17 protein-coding genes are annotated in these 21,571 nt (G+C 58.4%); 3 read left to right on the forward strand and 14 right to left on the reverse strand.

Going from position 1 to position 21,571, the window contains the following annotated elements:
- Positions 1-11 precede the first annotated feature (11 nt).
- The gene (locus ACIX8_RS20355) at positions 12-2,645 is read right to left on the reverse strand and encodes an AMP-binding protein (RefSeq protein WP_014267272.1); all 2,634 of its coding nucleotides are present in this window, start codon (positions 2,643-2,645) and stop codon (positions 12-14) included.
- Between the two features lie 579 nt (positions 2,646-3,224).
- Here ACIX8_RS20355 and ACIX8_RS24875 point away from each other — a divergent pair.
- The gene (locus tag ACIX8_RS24875; RefSeq protein ID WP_014267273.1) at positions 3,225-4,676 is read left to right on the forward strand and encodes a glycosyl hydrolase family 18 protein; all 1,452 of its coding nucleotides are present in this window, start codon (positions 3,225-3,227) and stop codon (positions 4,674-4,676) included.
- A 237-nt stretch (positions 4,677-4,913) separates the two neighbouring features.
- The gene (locus ACIX8_RS20365) at positions 4,914-6,104 is read left to right on the forward strand and encodes a glycoside hydrolase family 5 protein (protein WP_223295401.1); all 1,191 of its coding nucleotides are present in this window, start codon (positions 4,914-4,916) and stop codon (positions 6,102-6,104) included.
- A gap of 98 nt (positions 6,105-6,202) precedes the next feature.
- On the opposite strand, the gene ACIX8_RS20370 is transcribed toward ACIX8_RS20365, so the two are convergent.
- From ACIX8_RS20370 to ACIX8_RS20380, 3 genes are all read right to left on the reverse strand, one after another.
- Positions 6,203-6,448 carry a hypothetical protein gene (locus tag ACIX8_RS20370; RefSeq protein WP_014267275.1) on the reverse strand — a complete coding sequence of 82 codons (246 nt, stop codon included), beginning with the start codon at positions 6,446-6,448 and terminating at the stop codon, positions 6,203-6,205.
- Between the two features lie 73 nt (positions 6,449-6,521).
- Positions 6,522-7,145, reverse strand: coding sequence for a 30S ribosomal protein S4 (gene rpsD / locus ACIX8_RS20375; protein WP_014267276.1), 624 nt, complete (start codon positions 7,143-7,145; stop codon positions 6,522-6,524).
- A 517-nt stretch (positions 7,146-7,662) separates the two neighbouring features.
- Positions 7,663-9,336, reverse strand: a complete 1,674-nt coding sequence (locus tag ACIX8_RS20380; protein WP_150110688.1) for a rhamnogalacturonidase — start codon at positions 9,334-9,336, stop codon at positions 7,663-7,665.
- 375 nt (positions 9,337-9,711) lie between these two features.
- On the opposite strand from ACIX8_RS20380, the gene ACIX8_RS20385 reads away from it, so the two are divergent.
- Entirely contained in the window at positions 9,712-10,662 is a 951-nt protein-coding gene (locus tag ACIX8_RS20385; RefSeq protein WP_014267278.1) for a phytanoyl-CoA dioxygenase family protein, read from the forward strand.
- Between the two features lie 363 nt (positions 10,663-11,025).
- Here the strand turns inward: ACIX8_RS20385 and ACIX8_RS20390 are convergent, their stop codons facing one another.
- From ACIX8_RS20390 to ACIX8_RS20440, 10 genes are all read right to left on the reverse strand, one after another.
- Entirely contained in the window at positions 11,026-11,310 is a 285-nt protein-coding gene (locus ACIX8_RS20390; protein WP_014267279.1) for a hypothetical protein, read from the reverse strand.
- Between the two features lie 355 nt (positions 11,311-11,665).
- On the reverse strand, positions 11,666-13,720 hold the full coding sequence (locus tag ACIX8_RS20395; RefSeq protein WP_014267280.1) for a TonB-dependent receptor: 2,055 nt from the start codon (positions 13,718-13,720) through the stop codon (positions 11,666-11,668).
- A gap of 364 nt (positions 13,721-14,084) precedes the next feature.
- A complete protein-coding gene (gene gatA, locus ACIX8_RS20400; RefSeq protein WP_014267281.1) occupies positions 14,085-15,539 on the reverse strand; it encodes an Asp-tRNA(Asn)/Glu-tRNA(Gln) amidotransferase subunit GatA in 1,455 nt (484 codons plus the stop codon).
- Positions 15,540-15,609: 70 nt separating this feature from the next.
- Positions 15,610-15,951, reverse strand: a complete 342-nt coding sequence (gatC, locus tag ACIX8_RS20405; RefSeq protein ID WP_014267282.1) for an Asp-tRNA(Asn)/Glu-tRNA(Gln) amidotransferase subunit GatC — start codon at positions 15,949-15,951, stop codon at positions 15,610-15,612.
- Positions 15,948-16,283: a DciA family protein gene (locus ACIX8_RS20410; protein WP_014267283.1), complete on the reverse strand. Its 336-nt coding sequence runs from the start codon at positions 16,281-16,283 to the stop codon at positions 15,948-15,950. The genes gatC and ACIX8_RS20410 overlap by 4 nt, the downstream gene beginning before the upstream one ends.
- Positions 16,283-17,419 (reverse strand): glycosyltransferase family 9 protein, encoded by a 1,137-nt coding sequence (locus ACIX8_RS20415; protein ID WP_014267284.1) that lies wholly within the window; start codon positions 17,417-17,419, stop codon positions 16,283-16,285. Before ACIX8_RS20415 ends, ACIX8_RS20410 begins: the two co-directional genes overlap by 1 nt.
- Before the next feature lie 56 nt (positions 17,420-17,475).
- Positions 17,476-18,219 (reverse strand): sugar transferase, encoded by a 744-nt coding sequence (locus ACIX8_RS20420; RefSeq protein ID WP_014267285.1) that lies wholly within the window; start codon positions 18,217-18,219, stop codon positions 17,476-17,478.
- 436 nt (positions 18,220-18,655) lie between these two features.
- Positions 18,656-19,216, reverse strand: a complete 561-nt coding sequence (locus tag ACIX8_RS20430; RefSeq protein WP_014267286.1) for a D-glycero-alpha-D-manno-heptose-1,7-bisphosphate 7-phosphatase — start codon at positions 19,214-19,216, stop codon at positions 18,656-18,658.
- The gene (locus tag ACIX8_RS20435; protein ID WP_014267287.1) at positions 19,213-20,301 is read right to left on the reverse strand and encodes a glycosyltransferase family 9 protein; all 1,089 of its coding nucleotides are present in this window, start codon (positions 20,299-20,301) and stop codon (positions 19,213-19,215) included. The genes ACIX8_RS20430 and ACIX8_RS20435 overlap by 4 nt, the downstream gene beginning before the upstream one ends.
- Positions 20,302-20,304: 3 nt before the next feature.
- Positions 20,305-21,570 carry a hypothetical protein gene (locus tag ACIX8_RS20440; RefSeq protein ID WP_014267288.1) on the reverse strand — a complete coding sequence of 422 codons (1,266 nt, stop codon included), beginning with the start codon at positions 21,568-21,570 and terminating at the stop codon, positions 20,305-20,307.
- Between the last annotated feature and the right edge of the window lies 1 nt (position 21,571).

Consider the following 21,571-nt stretch of genomic DNA (forward strand, 5'->3'; position numbering starts at 1 on the left):
CTCCGCAACTCTTATTCTTGAAGCTGCCGGAAGCTCGCTTCTAATTTTGCCGTCAACTCCGCCGGTTCTATTCCCTCGGCGGAGAGGGCTTGCCCTACACGGACCACCAAGCGCCCTGAACGGAACCATCCCGTCTTCCCGGCCCGGAGCTCATGCAACCCGATCAAGGCTACCGGCACAATTGGCGCACGCGAGTCTTGGGACAGCAGCCCGATCCCCGGGCGAAAAGGTTGCAGCTTTCCATCCTTGCTCCGGGTTCCCTCCGGAAAGATCAACACTGAATAGCCCCGATCCATCGCCTCTCCCGCATGCGCAAAACTTCTCCGAAACCCTCGCAGGCGAGGCAGCGGAAAGACATTGAACAGTGCCGTGACCAACAGGTACGCCATCGGCGCCAACAGATCGCGTAAGGCACTCCGTTGATTTCGCGCGTAACGAAAATCCATCAGCATCTCGCCTGACATGGCAATCGCCATCCGGCGGCGCAGGCAGCCCGGCAACGCATACAGAACCAACGCCGCGTCGTACGAAGTCACATGATTGGCAATCACCAATACAGGCGTTGGCGGCAATTCATTCGCCACCCTCTCTACTCGCGGCGCAACCAGCAACCAAACCAACGGCCGCATCACCCCTTCAACAAAGGCCACTCGCATCGCCTGCGCCGGCCAACTCCACGGCCATCGAGGATACGCATCTTTCTCCTCCTGTGACGTCGATGCACCTGTCGCAAGCATAGACGGCGCAGCAGGACGATCCTCCGTAACAAAACCGGACCGTACCTGTGATTCCGCAGCAATGCTTCCCTCTACCATCGAGCGCAACTCGCCCAGGGTTTGCACTGCGGCAATCGCATCGTCGGCCGACTCCACACCGAACTCCCGCTCAAGCGTTGATTGCAACTGCACACGTCCGAGGCTGTCCAGATGCAGGTCCTCCGATAGCCGCAGATCATCGGAGCTGGCAGGAGGATGCTCGCCGGTTACTGCAGCAATCAGATTCAGCAGCACATCTTGCGCTGTTGAAGCCGAAGCAGCATCTCCGTTCTGACGCTCCACAATCGTTGCGCGAGCCCACTGCGCCACCTTCCTCCGCAATAGCTTCCCTGTAGAGGTATAAGGAAACTGCGTCTCCGGCCACTTGAGCACGCGTCGAATCTTCTGATAGTCGGCCAGTCCGTGATTCGCCTGACTGGCGGCAACCTGCAACTCCTGATCGTTGCCCCGGAAAAGCGTCACCGCGACCGGCTCCATTCCCACCGCCGTCTGGCATGGCACGACGACACACCCATAGACTCCGGGCTGCTTCGTCATCGCCTCTTCCAGATCGGTGGGATGCACATTCAAGCCCGCACTGGTGACGATCACGTCGCCCTTTCGGCCCGTAAATCTCAACCCGCCGGAGGCTTCCTGCACGGCCAGATCTCCCGTGGCCAACCACTCTCCATCGCGAAGTCGCATCGCTCCGTTCTGCCAGGTTGTCATGGCCAGCATGTCGCCCCGCACCAGGATCTCTCCCTCTTTGCTGAGACGCACCTCACGCCCCGGAAGAGCTTTGCCGATCGTCCCTCGATTCATGTGGAAGGGATGATTCAGCGTGACCAGCGCGGCCGTCTCCGTCATGCCATAGCCCTGGATGAGAGCAAAGCCCAGATCACGCCAGAAGCTCTCCAGCTCCTGCGGCAGAGACGCGCCACCGGAGATTGCCGCCCAGAACTTCCACCCCAGGGTGCTATGCACCTGACGGAATCGCCACCAGCGCTTCCAGATCGATAATCCTTTGGCTTGCTCCAACTCTATGGCTAACCGGGCAAAGCGCCCGAGTAGATGCGCTCGCAGCAACTGCAACACCCGAGGCACCGCCACCAGCACAGAGATGTGTTCCCGCTGGATAAGTCCGATCATGCGTGCGGCATCGAACTGATCGACGAAGTGCACCTCCACCGCCAGAAGCGTGGGTACCCACAAACCCATGAACTCCCCGAAGACATGACTCAGCGGAAGACTATGCAGGAATCGCAGGGGATGCACCCAACGCTCATATCTTCGATACTTCGCAATCTCATCTTCTATCGGCTGCAGGCTCGCCAATACATTGCGATGCGTGTGAACGATGCCCTTAGGCTCCGATGTCGTACCGGAGGTAAAGATGATCTGGAACGGTGCCTGGGCCGTAACGGCTTCGCTCACTGTAAACAAGGGCTCCGGTGGCAGTTGTGCCGCAAGTGCCGAGAGCGGTAGCTGCGGCAAGTCCATGCCCAGCGATTGCAGCAGGCCGGAGTCACCCACGATCAAGCGTGGAGTAACATCCGCCACCACACGCTGGGCGAACTCAACTGACCCCGCCGCATCCAGCGGCACCACGATAACCCCGCGCAGCAAGCAGCCAAAGAAGGCTCCGATCCACTCCGCGGAGTTCTCGCCCCACAACACGACACGCTCACCGGCAACGATCTGGCGGCGTTCCAACTCCGCTGCGAAACAGCCGGCTAATCTTGCCAGTTCGCCATACGTCGTCGCGTAACGCCGGTTGCCGCGATGCCGCACGACCGCGGTCTCCGTGGTGTGCCGGCGAAAGTCTTCAACGAGACTGGCCAGGTTCGGGCGCATGCCTTCATGATAGCGACCCTCAGAGCGGCGCCGCACGCAATCTTCCGCAACTATCCATCGGCATACCTCTCTCTGCGAACAGATAACCTGCCGATACGTTCAAGCTTTTACTTCTGTACTTACTTACAAGAACCTGCCAGTCATGCATCGCAGGCCGGTATTACAACTTATTAATAAAACCATAAAAAGATTAAATTCCGGGCAATTACCAAAATAGACAAACGTTAGTCTTACAAAATTGTATTGACACAAGAATTACTGACTGTTACTGTTTCCGCTTACCAGACACAGAGTGCAAATGTTTGCAACGAAACCTGGAGATCGTTTCGCTCTACGAAACTCTGCAGCACTGAATCTTCTCTGGCTTTACTTGAGGATCTTGCCCCCGCACCTGAAATAACAGTAAAGATGAGGCCGCCCACTTTCGAATAACAACGAAGTGTTGGTAGCCGATCCATAATCCCGCACCATCGGGAGGATGATTTCCGTTCCAGTCCGAACAAATACCAGGCCCCGAAGGCTTTCGAATCGGGCTCTATGAAGCCGCGTCGAAAAAACCGCCCTATCTCCTGGCCAAACAACGCACATCCCAACTAACGATAAGAAGGAGACAACATGTCACGCATCCGCATGGCCGCAGGTTCCTTTGTTGAGTTACTCGGTCAACGCTGCTTCATCTCCCGGTTCTTTCTCTTCCTCGCAATGGCCTTACTGACTCCCCTCTCTTTACTGCACGCGCAAACCGTCTACGAAGGCAACGCCAGTGCCAACGCCCTCGAAGGCACGGCTGTGTCAGAAGCCTGTTCCGGATGTCTGAACGGTACGCGTATAGGCAACATTGGAAACGGCAATGCCAACTATCTCCGGATCAAGAACATCAGCGTTCCTACTACCGGCACCTACACGGTTACGCTGTACTACACAGAAGGCACCGACGGCGGAGCCCGCTCCTTCACCATCCAAATCAATAATGGCGCAGGGCCGACTCTGACCAACCTGACTGGCAGCAGTTGGACAGCTCCTGCGGCACCGGTTACCTTTCAGGCGAACTTCACGGCCGGCAGTGGTAACTCTGTTGGATTTTTCAATGCGACAGGCTCCGCCCCCGATGTCGATCACATCGAAGTAAGTGGCGGTGGTGGTGGTGGCAGCACGACCAAAATCGTCGCACCGTACGTGGATATGGGGAATGGCGCTCCCTTCAACGACGTCCCTTCCATGGCGGCCAGTGCCGGTCTCAAATACATAACACTTGCCTTCATCATTGCGGACGGATCCAGCTGCAAGGCTGCGTGGGACGACGGCACCCCTATCACCTCGGAAAACACCTATGCCGGCTATATCCAGAGCCTGCGGAATGCCGGTGGCGATGGCATCATCTCCTTCGGTGGCGAGGGTGGCGATGAACTCGCGGACGTTTGCACTTCCACCAGCGCCCTCCAGGCGCAATATCAAGCTGTCATTACCAAGTACAACGTCACCAGGATCGACTTTGATATCGAGCAGGACGACGGAGATGCGATCGACAATACAGCAGCCATCGACCGTCGTAACCAGGTGCTGGCTGCCTTGCAGGCTGCGAATCCGAACCTGATCGTCAGCTACACGATCCCGGTCGATCCAGGGGGACTCGAGTCCAATGCGCTGAACGTCCTGCAGAGTGCGCTGAAGTTCGGAGTGAAGGTTTCCATCGTCAACATCATGACAATGGATTACGGGGTACGCGGTGAAGAGGGAACCTTTGCCGTCGACTCTTCGAACGGCACGCTCTCTCAACTGGAGCAGATTGGTATGAATGCTCAGCTGGGCATTACACCCCAGATCGGCTACAACGATCCGACACCCGGACTATCTCCATTGGAAGTCTTCACCCTCGCAGATGCACAAACCGTGGCCACCTATGCCAACGGCAACAGCAAGGTGGGTCTGATCTCCTTCTGGGCGCTGGAACGCGATCAGGCTTGCCCAAACGGAGAAACAGGACTGCAGCAGGGACAAGCACCGAACACCTGTAGTGGCTTGTCACAGAGTCCCTATGAGTTCTCGAATATCTTCGAGCAATTCTGACGGCACAATCCACTTGTTTCACAGCGTTGCCTGCGTGATGTTCTCTTCTTAGGAACATCGCAAAACTACCAGGCCGTTGAAGACTCCTACTCTTCAACGGCCCACAACGGCACAACCGGATCGTCCAGTCCATACAGCGCGAGACAGAGCTGTATTCGCTCATCCTGCTGTGCAGAAGAGGTTACTTAGATGAACAGAATTACAGCAGCACACCGTACATCTCGTTTACTAGTCCGCATGGCCCTTCGCTTGGCGGCCTGTCTTCTCGTCATTCTTGCCTGTTCTCACTCCGCACTGGCGCAGCTCAGCATGCTGCACACCAGCGGCCGCTCAATCGTGAATGCAAACGGAAATATCGTTCAACTGAAGGGCGTCAACCTGGGTGGATTTATGGTGATGGAACCCTGGATGTGCCCCGCCGACAGCGGCGGCCTTCCTGACACCTACAGCATCATCTCCGAACTCGACAGCCGCTTCGGTGTTGCCGAAGAACAGGCCCTCATCAGAGGCTACCAACAGGCCTGGATCACCTCGGCCGATTTTGCCAACATTAAGGCGGCTGGATTTAATGCCGTGCGCGTGCCCGTCTGGTGGGGGAACTTCTATCCCATTGCGAACGTCTCCAACGCCAGTTGGAGAGCGGATGCGTTCACCGAGCTCGATTGGGTCGTCAGTCAGGCCGCAGCACAGGGCATCTATGTGATCATCGACATGCATGGAGTAGTAGGCGGACAAAGCACTTCGGACGATACCGGCCAGCAAAATCAAAACCAGTATTGGACCAACGGCAACGACCAGGGCAATACCGCCTTTATGTGGTGGCAGATTGCCAACCACTACAAAGGAAATCCAACGATCGCAGGCTACGATCTGATCAATGAGCCCATGAACGCGCCCAGCAATAGCGCCGTGATCAGCGCCAATGCCGGCTTATATAACTCCGTCCGCTCCATCGATCCTTCGCACATCATCATCATCGAAGGAACCTGGGGTAACTGGGACTGGAGCATGCTGCCCAACCCTTCGACAGAAGGATGGACCAACGTCGTCTATGAGATGCACGAGTATCAGTGGAACGCTTCTCAGTCTGTCGTAGCGCAGGGATCAGTCAACCAGGTCAATGATTTCAATAACCACTCCAGCTACAACGTGCCGGGCTATATCGGCGAATGGAATGACTTTCAATATAGTTCGTCTGTCTGGCAGGGTTCCGTAAGCGACTATAACAACGGCGGTGAAAGCTGGACCTTCTGGGCCTACAAGGCCACCAGTGGACTCAACCCCAATGGCTGGGGTCTTTACAATCCTACCCACTGGGCCACGACTCCCAACGTCTCCACCGATTCAGCAGCAACGATTCTTGCCGACTGGCAACAGTGGACCACCGCCAATAGCTTTGCGTTTAATAGCTCGCTTGGCTTCAACTAATCACTAGATAGTTTCGCATTCAGCGATCTACTCCCGGCCTGTGGAGGCCAGGAGTAGATCGCTGATACTTGCAAGATCCTATTATTTGATCGAGAGACTCAGTGGATGAATTGGTTGTGGTGATTCTCACCACGTTGAAAAGGATTCTCGCCTCCCTCCTGAGCCCCGACGATCTCTCTTAGTTGCTCCATCGCATTGCGAATGAGAATCGCTGTTTCTACAAAGGCCTCCGGCGAGAGCGTAACCGTGACGGGACCGATGCTCAGGTGGATGGAGTTGCATTCACAGAGCTGGACATGGCCCAGACCTGGATATTTCGCCAAGATTACGTTGATTTCATCCATAACTTTCTCCTTGAACGGCTTGGAACGGGTGATTCGATGCGAGCGCAATTCGAAGACTTCGGCAGAGCGCGCGTCACACGCCGCGTTTTGCGTAATACTCGGCGACCTGTTTTTTATTGAACTCAAACGGAATGTGGCTGGAGTTCGGAATAAATAGAACAATTCCCTTGCTTGGAGTACCAGGGTTTTGAAGCTGCAGGTAGCTGGGCAAAGGCAGGCGGGGTGACTCAAGCGAAGACTGAATAGCCTCCAGTTGCGCTGCCTTCTCCGAGAGCCAGACGACCTCACCAGGACGAAGCACCATGGAGCCGATCGTCTGGCGACGGCCATTCACCAGGATGTGACCATGCGATACCAACTGCCGGGCCGCGGCGATGCTGCGCCCAAACCCAAGCCGAAAGACAACGTTATCGAGTCTGCGTTCCAGTAATCCGATCAGACTTTCGATCCAGTTGGAGGCGCTGAGGCTTCGCGCCTTGCGCACAAAGCGGCGCAACTGCTCCTCGCGCAGCCCATAGTGAAAGAGCAGCTTCTGCTTCTCACGAAGCTGCAACCCAAACTGGGTCATGGTTGGTCTCTGTGCCCTGCCGTGCTGACCGGGCGGATAGTTCCTCTTGGCGAGCGCCCCGGGCTTTCCCAGACCTGGCAACTCGATCCCCAGCGAACGCTGGAGTTTGAACTTCTTTCGTCCACGCATGCAACCGTCTCCTTGTGGATGCAGGCTGCGGGACCGTCCCGAAGAGAGTCACGCCCAGCCTTCATCATCGATCTCCGAAGTTGCCGTGGCGCTTCGCCAAAAGACTCCACGGCAACTCGTTCTTGAATGCAGACTATTTCAGTCCTATATCAAGACCAACCCTCTTTCAGTGAGGTGCGATTTTTGGGATTGAATGGGGAGGAATGCAGGGCAAAGCGTATGGAGCTCACTGAGAGTGAACACTTTTCAGACGCACGAAGGCCCTTGCGGCACTCCTATGGGCGAAGGCATACGCCATAAAGACCTGGCACAAAAGCTAAGCCCCGAAGGGGCGACACTATCACAGCCCAGGGTGAAACCCTGGGTAACTATGCCCAAAAAGAGGTGAGCCCTAAAAGGGCGATCTATCTCGTTGGGCCGATAGAACGCCCTTCCAGGGCTCACCTTCTTTTCGCTGCGGACCCAGGGTTTCACCCTGGGCTGTGATGATGTCGCCCCTTCGGGGCTTAGTTCGATATCAGAGCGTCTGGCTCTCCACGTTCGCGAGGGTCGTATCTTTCGCCGCGCGGCTCCAGAGAATGCGTAGATCCGTAACTTTGCGCAGGTTAAAGTTCGCAGCACCCGGCGCAGTAACCGCAAAGAAGTCCGCACGATGCACGTCTTCCAGCCAGAAGGCCGGACGCGGATCGGGATTCTGAGGAGCGACTTCGACATGCGACATCTCAAGATTTTTGAGGTGGCGGATGAAGAAGCCATTCGACGGCGTAGGTCCGAAGCGCAGCAACTCAGGGTAGGCATCTTCAATCTCAGGAACCTGCAGGCCGTGCCAGTCAGGCATAGGCTTGGAAGTATCGCCCCAACCCGTAAGCGCGTCGGTGGGCAGGCCCTTGTGACCGAAGTAACAGTTCGAGAGCTTCACATCTTCAATGAGATTTTCGGGAATACCGGAGAGAATCGACGCCGTGGACGCCAGCGAGTTATGCGAGACGAGATTGGAGATCGCTACGCGCCGCAGCGTGCCAGGACGCATCGTATCCTTCGGCCCGCGATTGCGGCGGTTGAGGCGAAGGAAGAGCGGCGCATCGACCGTATCGCGCAGCGTGATATTCGAGATCGCAATGTCTTCGAGCAGCGCACCGTCAGAGGTCTCCAACGAAATGCCCTTGGAGCCTTCGCAGACGCAGTTCGAAATGGTGATATTGCGGAAGCCGCCGTTGGACTCCGTACCGCACTTGATGCGGCCGTTGCGCGAGACCTTCATCTCCGCCGCAAACTTCTTCCACGTACCGGCGACGACAGAGCCGAGTTCGTACGTCCCGCTGACAAAACAGTTCGCGATGGTCACGTTGTCCGTAGAGCGGGCGTAGCCGAGCGCGTAGCTGGACTTCGGACAGATCGCGTCGTCCCACGGCGAGTTGACCGTGCAGTTGCTGACTCGCACATTCCTGCAGCAGTCGATGTCGAAGCCGTCGCGATCGGTATCGATCAGCAGGTTGTCGAGCGTGAGGTTATCGACACCCGTAGCGAGCAGAGCGAAGTGGCCACCCTTGAGGACCGAGAAATCGCGCAGGAGAACGTTGTGGCAGTTCTTGAGCGCGATCGCCTTGTTGCCGACACCAGCCTGTTCAGCGTCGAAGAGAAGGCCACGGCCACGCGGCGAGTTCTGGTCGAGCTGGGCCTGGCGTGAGCGCGTGCCGCAAGAGAGACCAGAGCCGTGAATCAACCCTGGGCCCAGGATGGAGAAGTTGTCAATGTTCTCGCCGTAGAAGAGCGAGTTGCGCCAATGGTTGTGGCCATAGTCCTGGAAGTCCTCCCAGGGCTTGTTGGGCTCGGCAGGATCATAGGTGCCGCCGTTATAGCCGGTGGTCTCGCCGGGCTTGGGAGAATCGGCGGCGAGGATAGTGCAGCCGCGCGAGAGATACAGGTCGACCCTGCTACGCAGATGGATCGTGAAGCACATGTAAGTTCCTGCGGGAAAGAGCAGCGTGCCTCCACCGGCCGCGGCCACGGCTTCAATGGCCTTGTTGATCGCCGGGGTGTCGACGGTCTTGCCGTCGCCCGTCGCGCCATAGGTGCGAACGTTGAAGACCGCCTCTGCAGCAGCAGGTGCGGGCGATTCGGCCAAAGCGATATGGCCGATGGTGGAGGCGAGGGCGAGCGGCGAGAGCTTGAGTAAATCGCGACGATCCATGATGCAGAGAATGGTACCGCATTCGAGACACAATCTGTCAGACAGCATGTGTGTGGGGTAATTTGAGCTCAGAGAGTATCTGTGATCGCGAACGCATGGCAGAGGACATGATCATGCGTGAAATGGGCGGCTAACACGACATCGGCAGCATTGCCTGCCCCGTGCAGCTCGACCACAAGAGGGCATCCTGGGACTCGCCAGAAAAAACTGTTTCAGCGCGTACAAGATGACACGCTCCAGGTAGATGCTCGAACTCCGCATTGCACAACACAAGACAACACGATTGAGATAATCCGGTGACAAAGGAATGACAGATAGGGAGACACGAGAACGGTAAGCTAAGCGGTGTCGAAAATGTTGTTCCCTGGAGATACGATGAAATCATTTCGCACGCTCTTCGCCAGAGATCTGGATTCCATCTCTCTCAAGAGTGAAATGGAGACTTACGGATATGTCTTCATCCGAGACCTGATACCGAAAGGTGAGCTGGAGCTTCTACTCAGCGATATGATCAGCATTGCATCGGACGAGGGCTGGATGATCGAGGGGTCCGCTCCATCGGAGCGCATCGCGAATCCCGCCATGGCGTGCTACGATCCGGAGCCGAAATATAAGCAGGCCGCAAATCGCGCGTTCAGCCTGGAGCGGCTCCACGCGTTGATGCATCATCCGGTATTGACCGATGTGATGAAGCGGCTTGTAGGGCCGCGCCTTTTGGTTCATCCCAAGCCGATTGCACGGATGATTTTCCCCAACTACGCAGGTGCCCTTTTGCAGGCGCATCAGGACCACTCGGGAATTGCAGGAAGCTCCGAAAGCTACACAGTGTGGACGCCGATGCACGATTGCCTGCAGGGACAGGGAACGCTCGAGATCATGGAAGGTTCGCACCTTTTTGGGCTTCAACACACCGAGGGATACATCAACCGGGAAACAGCCCAGGGAGACGATTGGGTAGGGGGGCAGATCAATGCAGGAGATGTAGCGATCTTTCACAGCTTGACGGTGCATAGCTCCACGCTGAGTACCTCCAACCAGCTCCGTTTTTCGGTGGATTGCCGATTTCAAAGCTATGACGAAGCTGTCTCACCGCTCGAGATCGTGTTTCGCAACCAGGCTAAAGGCGGACGAAACTGGGAATCCACCTATGCGGACTGGAAGCGTGACGATTTGAGATATTATTGGCGCGATTTGCCTTTGCGTCTAAAGCCTTCGGTGGCCGAGCTAACCGCACAGGCCGAGAAGGCTGACAGTCCTGAAAAGCGACTCCGCTACACGACGTTGGTGGAAATGATTGAGCGAGAGATTCCCATGCTGGTGCACTGAGCGGACCTGGACGAGTGGGAAGTCCGGAAAATCGCCATAACATACAAATACACTCATTCTCAATTGGCGTGACAGGACAACACACTGATTGAGGTGCGAAACCGGAATCTATTTCGGGTTCCGTAACGGGTCGTCGGCCCGACCGTAGAAGTTAAGCGCGGGATCCGCCACACGCCCCTTTGGTTTCATAGCCCGAAGGGCGGAGCAGATGATCGTTCGGCGTCGAACTACCAATAAGTACTGTTGCAGAAGAGATTTCCTCTCAAAGACTCTGATGCAAATCAATTACACAATCGCATGCAAACGCCTATAGCGGCAAAGCCGCCCCCAGGGGAGCGGCCTCGTGAACGTCGATGTTGTTACTTAGTAGCGGCGATAGTCGTGGCGATAACCATAGCGTCCGCGGTAGAAGTCCTCATGGCCGTGCCAGCCGTAGTAACGGGGGCCAACGTAGACGGGGTAACCGTAAGCAGGTCGCGCCACTACATAGCGCGGGCCACCGAACCGCACGCCAACGACGACACGCTGGGCCTGGGCGGCAGGAGCTGCCGCGATGAGAACCGCACCCGCCAGAGCTGTTGCGGCAAGGACTTTGACTGCGCTCGACTTCATGGACGAAAGCTTCGAGGTAACGTTGGATAACTTCATAACCTGCCTCCTGTACTGCGTTTACAACCGCCGTGCATTTAGATAAACGCAGGTCTGTGTGCCGGGTTGCGCGCAACTTTTCGGGATGGCTGGGTTGAGCCTGCCTTTGTTTGTTTTTGTCTTTCTAGTTTTTGCTTTTCTGGTTTGTCATTCCGAGCGCAGCGAGTGAATCTGCTTCCTCCCGTTTTTTGTTCGTAGTGCCCAGAAGGCCTGCCAATCGTTACTGGATAGGATCGTTTGCCACATAGCGTTTGTAGCGACACAACCGAAGAACGGGAGGAAGCAGATTCGCTCGCTGCGCTCGGAATGACAGACAAGAAATGCAAAGGCAAAGACAGTACCGTTGCCGGCTCGACTAACGGCTGAAGTTATAGCGCAACCCAGCCTGCACCAATCGCGGAGCAGCCAACGTCAGGATCGGTGTACGGCCCGCGTCAATGCTGCGGTTCAAAAGATTCTGCGCGCCCGCAAAGATCGACAGACCATGCGAAAGCGAGCGGTCTGCAGAGAGATCGAAACGAGCCTCGGGATGCAGCAGAAACTGGTTCTCCGCGTCGTCGAACTCCTGCCCCGTATAGCTGGCGATGAGGTGGAAATTAGCTATGTGAGGCACGGCATAGTTCGCAGTTGCGGTAACGGATTCGCGTGGGACCTCCGGAATCCATTTGCCGGTGAGGTTGTTCTGTTCAGGGCTGTTGGAATTGAAAGCAGTCACCGTCGCGACTGCGAGCTGATAACCGAAGGTAGCGTCAAAGCCATGCCAGTGCTCAGACTGCGCTTCAAGCATCAGGCCACGGCTGCGAATCTGGCCGAGGTTCTGGCGCTGCAGGGTCTGTGTCGTTGCGGTCTGGCTCAGTTGAACCGCCGAGATCGGCCGATTGACCTCGGTCCAGAAGTACGTGGAGCGCAGGGTCCCGAGGTGTCCCAGCGTGAGATTACCGCCGAACTCAAAACCGGTAGCCCGCTCGGCAAGCAGTGACGAGTTCGCCAGGGTTGTCTGCTGACCGACCTGGCTGGTGCGATAGAGCTCGTTCAGAGTCGGCCCACGAAACGCGCGGAAGGCCGTCGCCGTCAACGCGATGCCATGCGGAAGCTGCCGCACCAGCCCGAGGCGCGGGCTCGCGACCAGCTCGTCGATCTCCGGCAGCGGTGTGGTCACCGGAGAGTTTGAGACTCTCTGCTGTGCGTCGAAGGTACGAAACGAGTCGACGCGCACCGAACCGGAGAGCGACCAGTTGCGAGGCTGCCAGACAGCATCCACATAACCGCCCGTCTCGCGCTGGCGAGCGCTGGTGCTGGTGGTGGTCGTAGGAAGGGAGTTTACTACGCCGGTTTCGTCGTCGGTTCCTCGAATGTCGCGCAGGTCGAGCCCCAGCGCCGCTGTCACTGCACGCGGCAACGCTCGCGAGCCCTGCAAGGCAAAGCCAAACTCGTCGGTAGGAACCCGCTGCAGCTTAGTGAGCTTCTCAGAGTTGCGATCAGCGGCAACGGAGGAGAAGCCCTGGCGATAGCCCTCGCGCGAACCGTACAGGCGCAATACGCCATGCCCCAGGCTGGAGTCGGCATCGGCACCGCCGACATAGCGCCACAGGCGAGCGGCATTGGTCTGCAGGGGTGTTCCGTTGATACGCGCTTCGTTCATCACGTTCCCGCGCAGAAAGGCGCTGACACCATGCAACTCAGCAGGAGTTCGCAGTTCCAGACGGCCACTCTCGCTGATGACATTCGTAGGGGTATCGACAGAGCCGCGTAGCGCAGGAGCGGTCGTAATGTAGCCGCCGTTATCGACCATGCTAAAGGCGGCCAGTGTGTCGAGGAAGTGCGTCGCGCTGGTAAGCAGCGCGTCTCCTACTCCTGTGTTCTCAGTCGCGCCCGAAGCGTCTGCTGAGAAGTTGAAAACATGTCCCGGGAGCGGCTCCACAGGAACAACATCGATCACGCCGCCGATGGCGCTTGAGCCATACAGATCCGCAGAGCCTCCCCGCAACAACTGCACCTGCTGGATAGCCAGGACCGGAGTCTCGTTCCAATGCACCCAGCCACCGAAGGGATCAGTGAGGGGAGTCTGGTCGCTGACGACCAGCGTGCGACTTGCGCCTGTGCTTCCAAGCCCTCTCAAGCTGAGTCCCTGCGAAGTAGGATTTGCAGTCCACGAACTTGTGCGGCGAAAGAGTTGGAAGCCTGCGACCGAATGCAGACTGTCATCGAGCGCGAGACCAGGAGCCTGTTCGAGCTGCTGCTGCGAGAGTAGCGCCGTACTGGTGGCGGAGTCGTTGATGCCCTCAAGCCCACGATCGGCGGTGACCGTGATCGACTGCGTGACCGGAGGTATTGTCTGAGGTGTGGTCGATTGCTGGGCTCCCGCATGGAGAGCGGTAAGGATAGACACAGCAACCAGTAGACGACGCATATTTACAGGCTCCATCACAAATCCACTTTGTTTGATTCACCACAATTTTGTCATCCTGCGTAGCCTGACTCACGATGTAAGTAGGGACACGAGTGACGGCTAGGACACAGGCCCAAGCCCCGAAGGGCCGTCCCATCACAGCCCAGGGTGAAACCCTGGGTTAGAGACCGGTAGAGATGCAAAGCCCTGAAAGGGCGATCTATCGGTGGCTGCACGATGGATCGCCCTTTCAGGGCTCCGCATTCTTTTCTTCCCATAACCCAGGGTTTCACCCTGGGCTATGATGGAGCGCCCCTTCGGGGCTTGGATCCGTGCCGAATCAATACCCCTTCGACTCCACGGCTCTATCGAGGGTGCTTACGCCCTACCGTCCCGACTGCGCCGCTTCCACGGCAGCGCCGACGCGCAGCATGGTTCCCTCATCGAAGTGACGGCCAAGGATCTGCACACCGATCGGCAGTCCAGCCTGTGTCGTCCCACACGGCACACTCATACCGCAGATCCCCGCCAGCGATGCCGCCACCGAGTAGATGTCCTCGAGGTACATCTGGATCGGATCGTCGGTCTTCTCACCTAGCTTGAATGCGGGGGTCGGCGTTACCGGGCAGACAATGGCATCGACCTGCGTGAAAGCGCTGAGGAAGTCACGCGTCAGCAAGGTGCGTACCTGCTGCGCCTTGCGATAGTAGGCATCGTAGTAGCCCGCCGAGAGTGCATAGGTGCCAAGCAGAATGCGCCGTTTGACCTCGGCGCCGAAGCCCTCATCGCGCGACTTGCGGAACATCGCGGCGAGCGTATTGGCATCCTCCGCACGCAGACCGTAGCGAACGCCGTCGAAGCGCGACAGGTTGGAGCTGGCCTCCGCCGTCGCAATCACGTAGTAGGTCGGCACGGCATAGCGCGTGTGCGGCAGCGAGACCTTGTGGATGCTGCAACCGGCAGCGCGCAGATCGTCGAGAGACTTCTCGATGGCGGCACGAATCTCCGGATCGAGACCCTCGCCAAAGTACTCCTCGGGTACACCGATGCGCAGACCCGCGACCGGCTTAGCAGCCTCGGCGGTATAGTTCGCGACAGGCTGGGGGGAGGACGTAGCATCCAGCGGATCGGGGCCTGCCAGTACATCAAGCATCGTCGCAGCGTCCGCAACGGAGCGCGTGAAGGGGCCGACGCGATCGAGCGAGGAGGCAAAAGCAATAAGGCCGTAGCGCGAGACGCGGCCATACGTCGGCAGCACGCCAACGACACCGCAGAAGGCCGCCGGCTGACGAATGGAGCCGCCCGTATCCGTCCCCAGAGAAGCGACACACAGACCTGCGGCAACCGCTGCCGCAGAGCCGCCCGACGATCCGCCGGGAACGCGGTCGAGAGCGCGCGGATTGTGAACCGGCCCATAGGCCGAGTTCTCGTTCGATGAGCCCATCGCGAACTCGTCGCAGTTCAGCTTGCCAAGCAGCACAGCGCCCGCCGCTTCAAGCTTGGCGACGCAGGTGGCGTCGTAGGGGGGATGATAGCCCTTCAGGATGAGTGACCCGGCTGTCGCCGGAGCGCCGCGCATCGTCAGCACATCCTTGATGCCGATGGGAACACCGGCCAGAGGGCCAAGAGCCGTCCCGGCCTTCGCCGCGGCGTCTACGCGCTCGGCCTGGGCCATCGCCCGTTCGCGGCTCAGCGCGAGATAGCTGTTGATCGCTGGGTCGACGGTGGCGATACGCTCATAGTGCTCGGCGGCCAGCGATGCGGCGGAGACGCGGCCCTCGACGACAGCCGTGCGGGCCGCGGAGAGCGAAAGGGTTTCGAGTTGCAGTATTTCAGCCATGTTGTGCGTGGCTCTCCTTGGTGCTTTGGGAACTGTTGATGCGTTGGAAGCTGTCTAATTTTTACTGCAGTTAGCGCTCAATGACCTTCGGAACCTTGAAGAAACGGCCGTCGGTCTCAGGAGCCTCAGCCATGACGAGGGCGCGGTCGATCGAAGGCTTCACCACATCGGGCCGCAACGATTCACCGTTCATCGCCGGGAGCGCGCCGAGCATCTCGGCCACCTGCGCCATCGGCGGAACGTCGTGGGTATCAAGCTCATTCAACTCCGCAATATGCCCAAGGATCGCGTTCAGATCGCGCGCCATGCGCGGAAGCTCCTCGGCGGTGAGTTCTAGATTGGCAAGGTCGGCGACGTGCCGCACTTCGTCCAGTGTTACTCCTGCAACCTCGGGGGTCGCTGCCTGGCTCATCGTTTACTCCTTCGGGGATTTTGGGGGTGCCGTGCGAGGCCATGGCCGCACACTTCCCTCTCTTCGAAGTGTATCCCGTTGAAGCGTACTGCGGCGATGCGGGCCAGGTCGTTGGCCAGCGCCGAGCGCATATGCAGGAACTGCTTCATCCACTCGGAGCCCGCCACCCGCACATGCAGAACGCGCTCCGCGTCGAGATGCAGGACCTCGCCATGACCGGCCAGCGCAGCACCACAGGCCACAGGCCACGCCGCGGCGAGACGGTCTTCATCCGGCAGCTCCCGCAGGCTGCGGCCCAGCGATCCACGCAGGATATCGCGCATATTCTGCATCAGCGAGCCTCCACTGTGACACCGCCGCAACGAGCGGTAAGGGCCTCGCAGGCTGCGGCGACCTGATCCACCGTAATGCGCTCGATGACGTCCGTAGGCTGGCCCTTGAACTCGAAGCCAAGGTGCAGATAGCCACCGCTTCCATCAGCAGGCTGAACGTTGGCGCAGCAGCGTCCTCGTGCTCCCCAGCGATGTTCGGCTGTCGGTCCGTTCAGAGACACCGTCGGCGCACCCGCAATTGCGGCCAGGTGCATGACACCTGTGTTCACGCTCACAACCAGCCGGGAACGGCGCAGCAGACGTGTCAGCGAAAGAAAACCATCGGGGCTGACAAACGGCACAGCGCGCAGACCGGCAGCCTCTAAACGCTCAAGAAGCGGCGTCATGCGCGGTTTGTCGGAGGGAGCTCCGGTTATAACGAACAAGGTTTCCGGCCGCACCAGACGCCGGGCAAGCTCAACCCAGCGGTCCTCCGGCCACTCGCGCAGCGCGGAGTTCTGCCCCGAAGCCCAGGGATGAAACACCACGAGGTCGCGCTCCTCTGCCAACGGCGCAGGACCCACTTCAGGAATCACGACAGCAGGAGCATGCGGATCAAGTACCGGCGGGACGACACCACTCCCCGCTAATAAAGCCCGAAGATTGTCGACCTCATGGCGATCCGCTGTATGGCTGACGACACGGTCATATCCACGGCTGCGATACTGCCCCGGCGAGTGGAAGCCGACTGTAAACTGTGCTCCCGAGAGCATGGTGTAAAACGCCGTCAGGCGCTGCCAGCTAGTGAAGTCCAGCAGCACGTCGAACCGCTGCGCGCGAATGCGGCGGATGGTCTCAGGCGGCTTGGTGAGATCGATGAGGACGCGCTTGTCCGCTCCTGGAATGATCTCAGCGGCAGCAAGGTTCTGCTGCATGCAAAGATGCACGATGTGCGCCTCCGGCAAAGCTGCCCGAAGGTCCTGCAGGGGGCCGGAGAAGAGCAGCGTATCGCCCAGCGCAGGCGAACAAATTACGCCAATACGCTGGGGATTGGCAGGCCGCTGGGTGCGACGGCGGCGAAAGCTGGCCAGGAGATTCAGCAGCGGTGTGCCGACCCAGAGGTCGAGTTGGCGATTTCGCTGGTTGCCACGCTGCATAGCTTGATTCTAGTGGGTGATGCGGAGAGGGGTTCACTCTTGCGGTGAACCCGCTTCTAATAAGCGCCGTCCTGCTTCAGGACCGTGGAGAACGTCTTGAAGAGAATCTTGATATCTCCCAAGAAGGTCCAATCGTGAACATAGCGGCTGTCGAGTTGAAGCCGCTGCTGATAGGTCGTGCTGCTGCGTCCGGACACCTGCCACAGTCCTGTAATGCCGGGTTTAACGAGGCAGTAGTCGACAAAGTGCTTGCCGTATTTTTCGACCTCGGCTGCAACGATGGGACGAGGTCCCACCAGACTCATGCTTCCGGTGAAAACGTTCCACAACTGTGGAATCTCGTCCAGGCTGGTGCGGCGCAGAAAATTGCCGATCTGGGTGACGCGAGGATCGTTCTGGAGCTTGCGGGCCTTGAGCCACTCCTCGCGGGCGTCAGGATTCTCCTGAAGATAGGCTTCCAACACCTCTGCCGAGTCGACGCACATCGTGCGGAACTTCCACATGGAGAAGAAGCCGCCCTGGGCGCGGATACGGCGATGCGAGAAGAAGATCGGTCCTGGCGAGGTAAACCTGACGATGCTGGCAACGATACCGACGATCAGCAGCAGAATAGGCGAGAAAAGCAGCACCAGAAAGATGTCCAACCCACGCTTGAGCACACTATAGCGGAAGGTGCCCTGTGGCCCTTGCTCGAACCTAGAGACCCTGCCGGTCGTGCCGGAGCTGATGTCCGGGAATGAGAATATCCGGCCATTCATGGCGGAGGTTTCGGATTTGTAGGAATACATCTCTAACGCCATACGCTTCTTCTTCTCCCGGGGCCCTGTCCGGCTCTATCGCCGAACTTCAGACCAAATCTTTCAACGGCGGCTGCGATCTTTACGTCGCTCTCGTGCTTGAAGCTCCGTTGGTACGGCTTTGCAAATCTATCGGCCACGTCCACGACGATAATCGCCCGAAGAGGCTTATCCAATTGGACTGCGCTTTGTGTAAATGGTTGCACTTTGACATCTGCTGGCCATAAAGCCGAGCAAAATGCGGTACATCCATTCACAACCTGTAGCTTTTGTATTCAATACGAGGCTACAGCAAAGAAGGTTGCAGGCAACCTCTACGGGCCGCTTTCTTTGGGATAGGATGCGCGTTGGTAAGAGAGGGCTGTATGGAGCCCATGAATGACCGTTTAAAGAGTATCCGCTGTTTGAAGGTTAAAAGCGCTTGAACACCGGTGTGCGACTACGCCTGATCGATTAGCCACTGCTCTACTTCGGCAAGTGATTCCACTACCTGATGCAGCCCATCACACGGTGCATTCTCCGTTCCGCGCAGCAGAAACGCCTGTTTCAGCCCCGCGGCATTCGCCGCCGCGATGTCCGAGCAACGATCGCCGACCAGAACCGACTGCGAAAGATCGACCCACTCTTCACTGGACGCGCGCCGCAACATTCCGGCGCCGGGTTTACGGTCTTCGTGCTCGCGCTTGTACTCCCCGACACCGTGGACCGGGTGATAGGGGCAGTGATATACCGCGTTGAGCGTAATGCCGTCGCGGGCAAGTTCTGCGCGCATCCACGTCATCAGGTCTTCGAACTGAAGAGGCGTATAGTAGCCGCGCGCAATGCCCGACTGGTTCGTCACCACAATCAACTTGTAGCCCAGCGTCTGCGCCGTGCGGCAGAGCGGGACGATGCCCTCGACCCAGCGAACATCCTCAGGACGATACAGGTAGCCGACCTCATGGTTGATCACGCCATCGCGGTCGAGAAACAGCGCACGCACTTTGGCAGGTGAGGTCATGGGCGCGCTCCTTCAAGTTGAACCAGGGCTGGCACGGGCGTGTGTTTGGGAGTGCGAACGCGCGGTAGCAACTCGCGGCCTTCGCGTCTGGCAACGAGCAGCGCCTCCACCTCTCCGAGCGCCATCGCAGGCGTGATCTGGCGGACGCAACCGTTGTGCTCGCAGGGAGCATAGTCGCGGCCGTCATAGCAGGGCCGGCAGGCAAAGCCTTCTCCACCCCACAGCGCGACACAGTTGGTACGCTGCGGCAGGCGTCCGCGCGGGTCGGTGGGACCGAAGATAGCAACCACCGCCGTGCTCGTGATGCCCGCAAGATGCAGCGGCCCTGTATCGTGCGTCACGGTGACATCAATCTCGTTGAAGGCCCCGATCTGCTGCACCAGAGACATCGTCGCAATGCAGTTGGTAACCTCAAGAGAGGTGAAGGCATCCGACACCCAGCGATCATCCATGCCACCGCAGAGAACGACCTCGCATCCCTTTGCCAGCAGAAGCTTCGCGAGTTCGACGTAGCTTTCAAGCGGCCAGCGACGCAGGGCGTCATCGCGCATCATGTTGCGGGCTCCCCCGGGAACAAGCGCGATCCTGGGCTTGTCTCCCTTCGGTGGGAGAACGTTCTGCGCCGGACCGGAAACAACAATCGGAGCCAGTTGACTTGGTGTCTCCCCGTCTTTGCGGCCCAGCAGAATGCGGGCGTACTCATCCGTATGATGGCGCCCTGGAAGAAGCTGTGTAGCGCGTTCGGTTCTCGAGAGCATCACCTTGCGCGGCGCACGCACCGGGAGTGTCAGCAACTTGTAGCGAGCGTCGTAATACAGCGTCGCGCAGACGTCATACTTGCGTCCTGCAAGCAGCCGCCATACCGTCATCATCACCCGCAGCCCTTTGGTTTTGCCGCTGTGCAGCAGCGCCTTTTCATCAACGGGAATCACATGGATCCACGGATAGAGCTGCAGAATGGGAGCGACTACCGTGTTGCAAACCCAATCGACGGCATAGCCCTCCCGGTGCATGGCATACGCACCCGGAATCGCCATGACGACATCGCCAATCGCGCCGAGCTTAACGATCAGAAGGCGCGGCATCGGTTACTTCCCCGTCTCATCGGCCGGCCATTGCGGGTCGCGCAAAAAGACCGACTGGTTGCGCAACACCGTGATGTACGCGAGATAGCGCATGAACAGCTCATACTTATGCGGGCCGAGCACGCGCAAGGCAACCTTCAGCAGCTTGTGTACAGCTTCAACGCGGCGATCGTGCGGATTGAACTCTTTCCACGTCGACTTCGCCTGAGCGACAGTGCCCTGCACCAGCTTCTGCTCTTTCGCAAACCCTGCAAACTTCGACTTCGCGTCAAAGGGATTTTCCGCAGGAAAACGTGCCTGGTGCTTCGCATACATGCGCCGCGCCAGCAGCGTAACCGTCGTCCCATCCGAGAAAGAGTCGAAGCCATAGGGGAGCGACTCCGCGGCACCATTTTTATTGGCGATCACCGCAGCCTTGTAGTCGGCAAAGAGCCGATGCAGATCGGGGCGCGAGGCCAGCGTAAAGCGGTCGGTATGTTTCGACAGCACCTCGGGGTCGCTCACCACGATGCCGCTGAAGTGGAAGAAGCGCAGAGGAACGCGTCCACTGACGGAACTCGTGACGTGATACCCCTCCGGGCTCTCGTCCAACGTGCGTTCATGCAGGTTCCAGTAGGCCATGTTGCATCCGGAATCGCGCAGGATGCAGACGCCGCCGAACAGGCTGGGAGCGAGGTTCATCCACTTCTGGTCGACGAACAGACCTGTTCGGCCCTCGCTGTATCCAAGCTCCAGGCAGCGCTCTTCCCACCACGTCAGCAGGTTCCAGCTCTCCTCGCAACGGCGCACGGCGATAAAGCCCAGGTTGTACGAACCATTGAAGAGCAGGTCCTGCTCGCTGGGTGAGCGTCCGTCGAAGACCGGCGTCGTAATATGCGGCGTCAGCACTGCGGACGCTCCGTTGGAGAGCGCGTCGAAGACCGGATCGAGGGCGGTATAGCAGAAGATATCCGGGTCAATGTAAGCCAGCGCGTCCAGGTCATAGCGCTCGATCAGGTGCTTCATAAACGTCGGCTTGACGTTCGTATTCAGCTCGAGAATCCCATACTTCATGGCCTCGGCGTGGACATCCCGCAGACCGATCTCGTGGAGCATGACCGTGGTAAAGGCATCGCCCTGAAAGGGTGAAGGATCGTGGAGGTTCGCAACGATCAACACGAAAAAACGCTGGCCCGGATGCTGCGCGAGGTACGACGCTGTAAGAGTTCGCGCATAGGCAAGATAATTCGGAGAGACAATCGTGCAGGCAGCACGAGACGGCAGCATCATG

This window comes from Granulicella mallensis MP5ACTX8 (assembly GCF_000178955.2).
In the GTDB taxonomy this organism is placed as follows: Bacteria; Acidobacteriota; Terriglobia; order Terriglobales; family Acidobacteriaceae; genus Granulicella; species Granulicella mallensis.

What these genes read in the sequence shown, in the direction of transcription:
- ACIX8_RS20395 (WP_014267280.1), bottom strand. Translation starts at nt 13,720, where the DNA reads ATGCGTCGTCTACTGGTTGCTGTGTCTATCCTTACCGCTCTCCATGCG.
- ACIX8_RS20390 (WP_014267279.1), bottom strand. Translation starts at nt 11,310, where the DNA reads ATGAAGTTATCCAACGTTACCTCGAAGCTTTCGTCCATGAAGTCGAGC.
- ACIX8_RS20385 (WP_014267278.1), top strand. Translation starts at nt 9,712, where the DNA reads ATGAAATCATTTCGCACGCTCTTCGCCAGAGATCTGGATTCCATCTCT.
- ACIX8_RS20365 (WP_223295401.1), top strand. Translation starts at nt 4,914, where the DNA reads ATGGCCCTTCGCTTGGCGGCCTGTCTTCTCGTCATTCTTGCCTGTTCT.
- ACIX8_RS20435 (WP_014267287.1), bottom strand. Translation starts at nt 20,301, where the DNA reads ATGCCGCGCCTTCTGATCGTTAAGCTCGGCGCGATTGGCGATGTCGTC.
- gatA (WP_014267281.1), bottom strand. Translation starts at nt 15,539, where the DNA reads ATGGCTGAAATACTGCAACTCGAAACCCTTTCGCTCTCCGCGGCCCGC.
- ACIX8_RS24875 (WP_014267273.1), top strand. Translation starts at nt 3,225, where the DNA reads ATGTCACGCATCCGCATGGCCGCAGGTTCCTTTGTTGAGTTACTCGGT.
- ACIX8_RS20420 (WP_014267285.1), bottom strand. Translation starts at nt 18,219, where the DNA reads ATGGCGTTAGAGATGTATTCCTACAAATCCGAAACCTCCGCCATGAAT.
- ACIX8_RS20370 (WP_014267275.1), bottom strand. Translation starts at nt 6,448, where the DNA reads ATGGATGAAATCAACGTAATCTTGGCGAAATATCCAGGTCTGGGCCAT.
- ACIX8_RS20415 (WP_014267284.1), bottom strand. Translation starts at nt 17,419, where the DNA reads ATGCAGCGTGGCAACCAGCGAAATCGCCAACTCGACCTCTGGGTCGGC.
- ACIX8_RS20430 (WP_014267286.1), bottom strand. Translation starts at nt 19,216, where the DNA reads ATGACCTCACCTGCCAAAGTGCGTGCGCTGTTTCTCGACCGCGATGGC.
- ACIX8_RS20380 (WP_150110688.1), bottom strand. Translation starts at nt 9,336, where the DNA reads ATGGATCGTCGCGATTTACTCAAGCTCTCGCCGCTCGCCCTCGCCTCC.
- rpsD (WP_014267276.1), bottom strand. Translation starts at nt 7,145, where the DNA reads ATGCGTGGACGAAAGAAGTTCAAACTCCAGCGTTCGCTGGGGATCGAG.
- ACIX8_RS20410 (WP_014267283.1), bottom strand. Translation starts at nt 16,283, where the DNA reads ATGCAGAATATGCGCGATATCCTGCGTGGATCGCTGGGCCGCAGCCTG.
- gatC (WP_014267282.1), bottom strand. Translation starts at nt 15,951, where the DNA reads ATGAGCCAGGCAGCGACCCCCGAGGTTGCAGGAGTAACACTGGACGAA.
- ACIX8_RS20440 (WP_014267288.1), bottom strand. Translation starts at nt 21,570, where the DNA reads ATGATGCTGCCGTCTCGTGCTGCCTGCACGATTGTCTCTCCGAATTAT.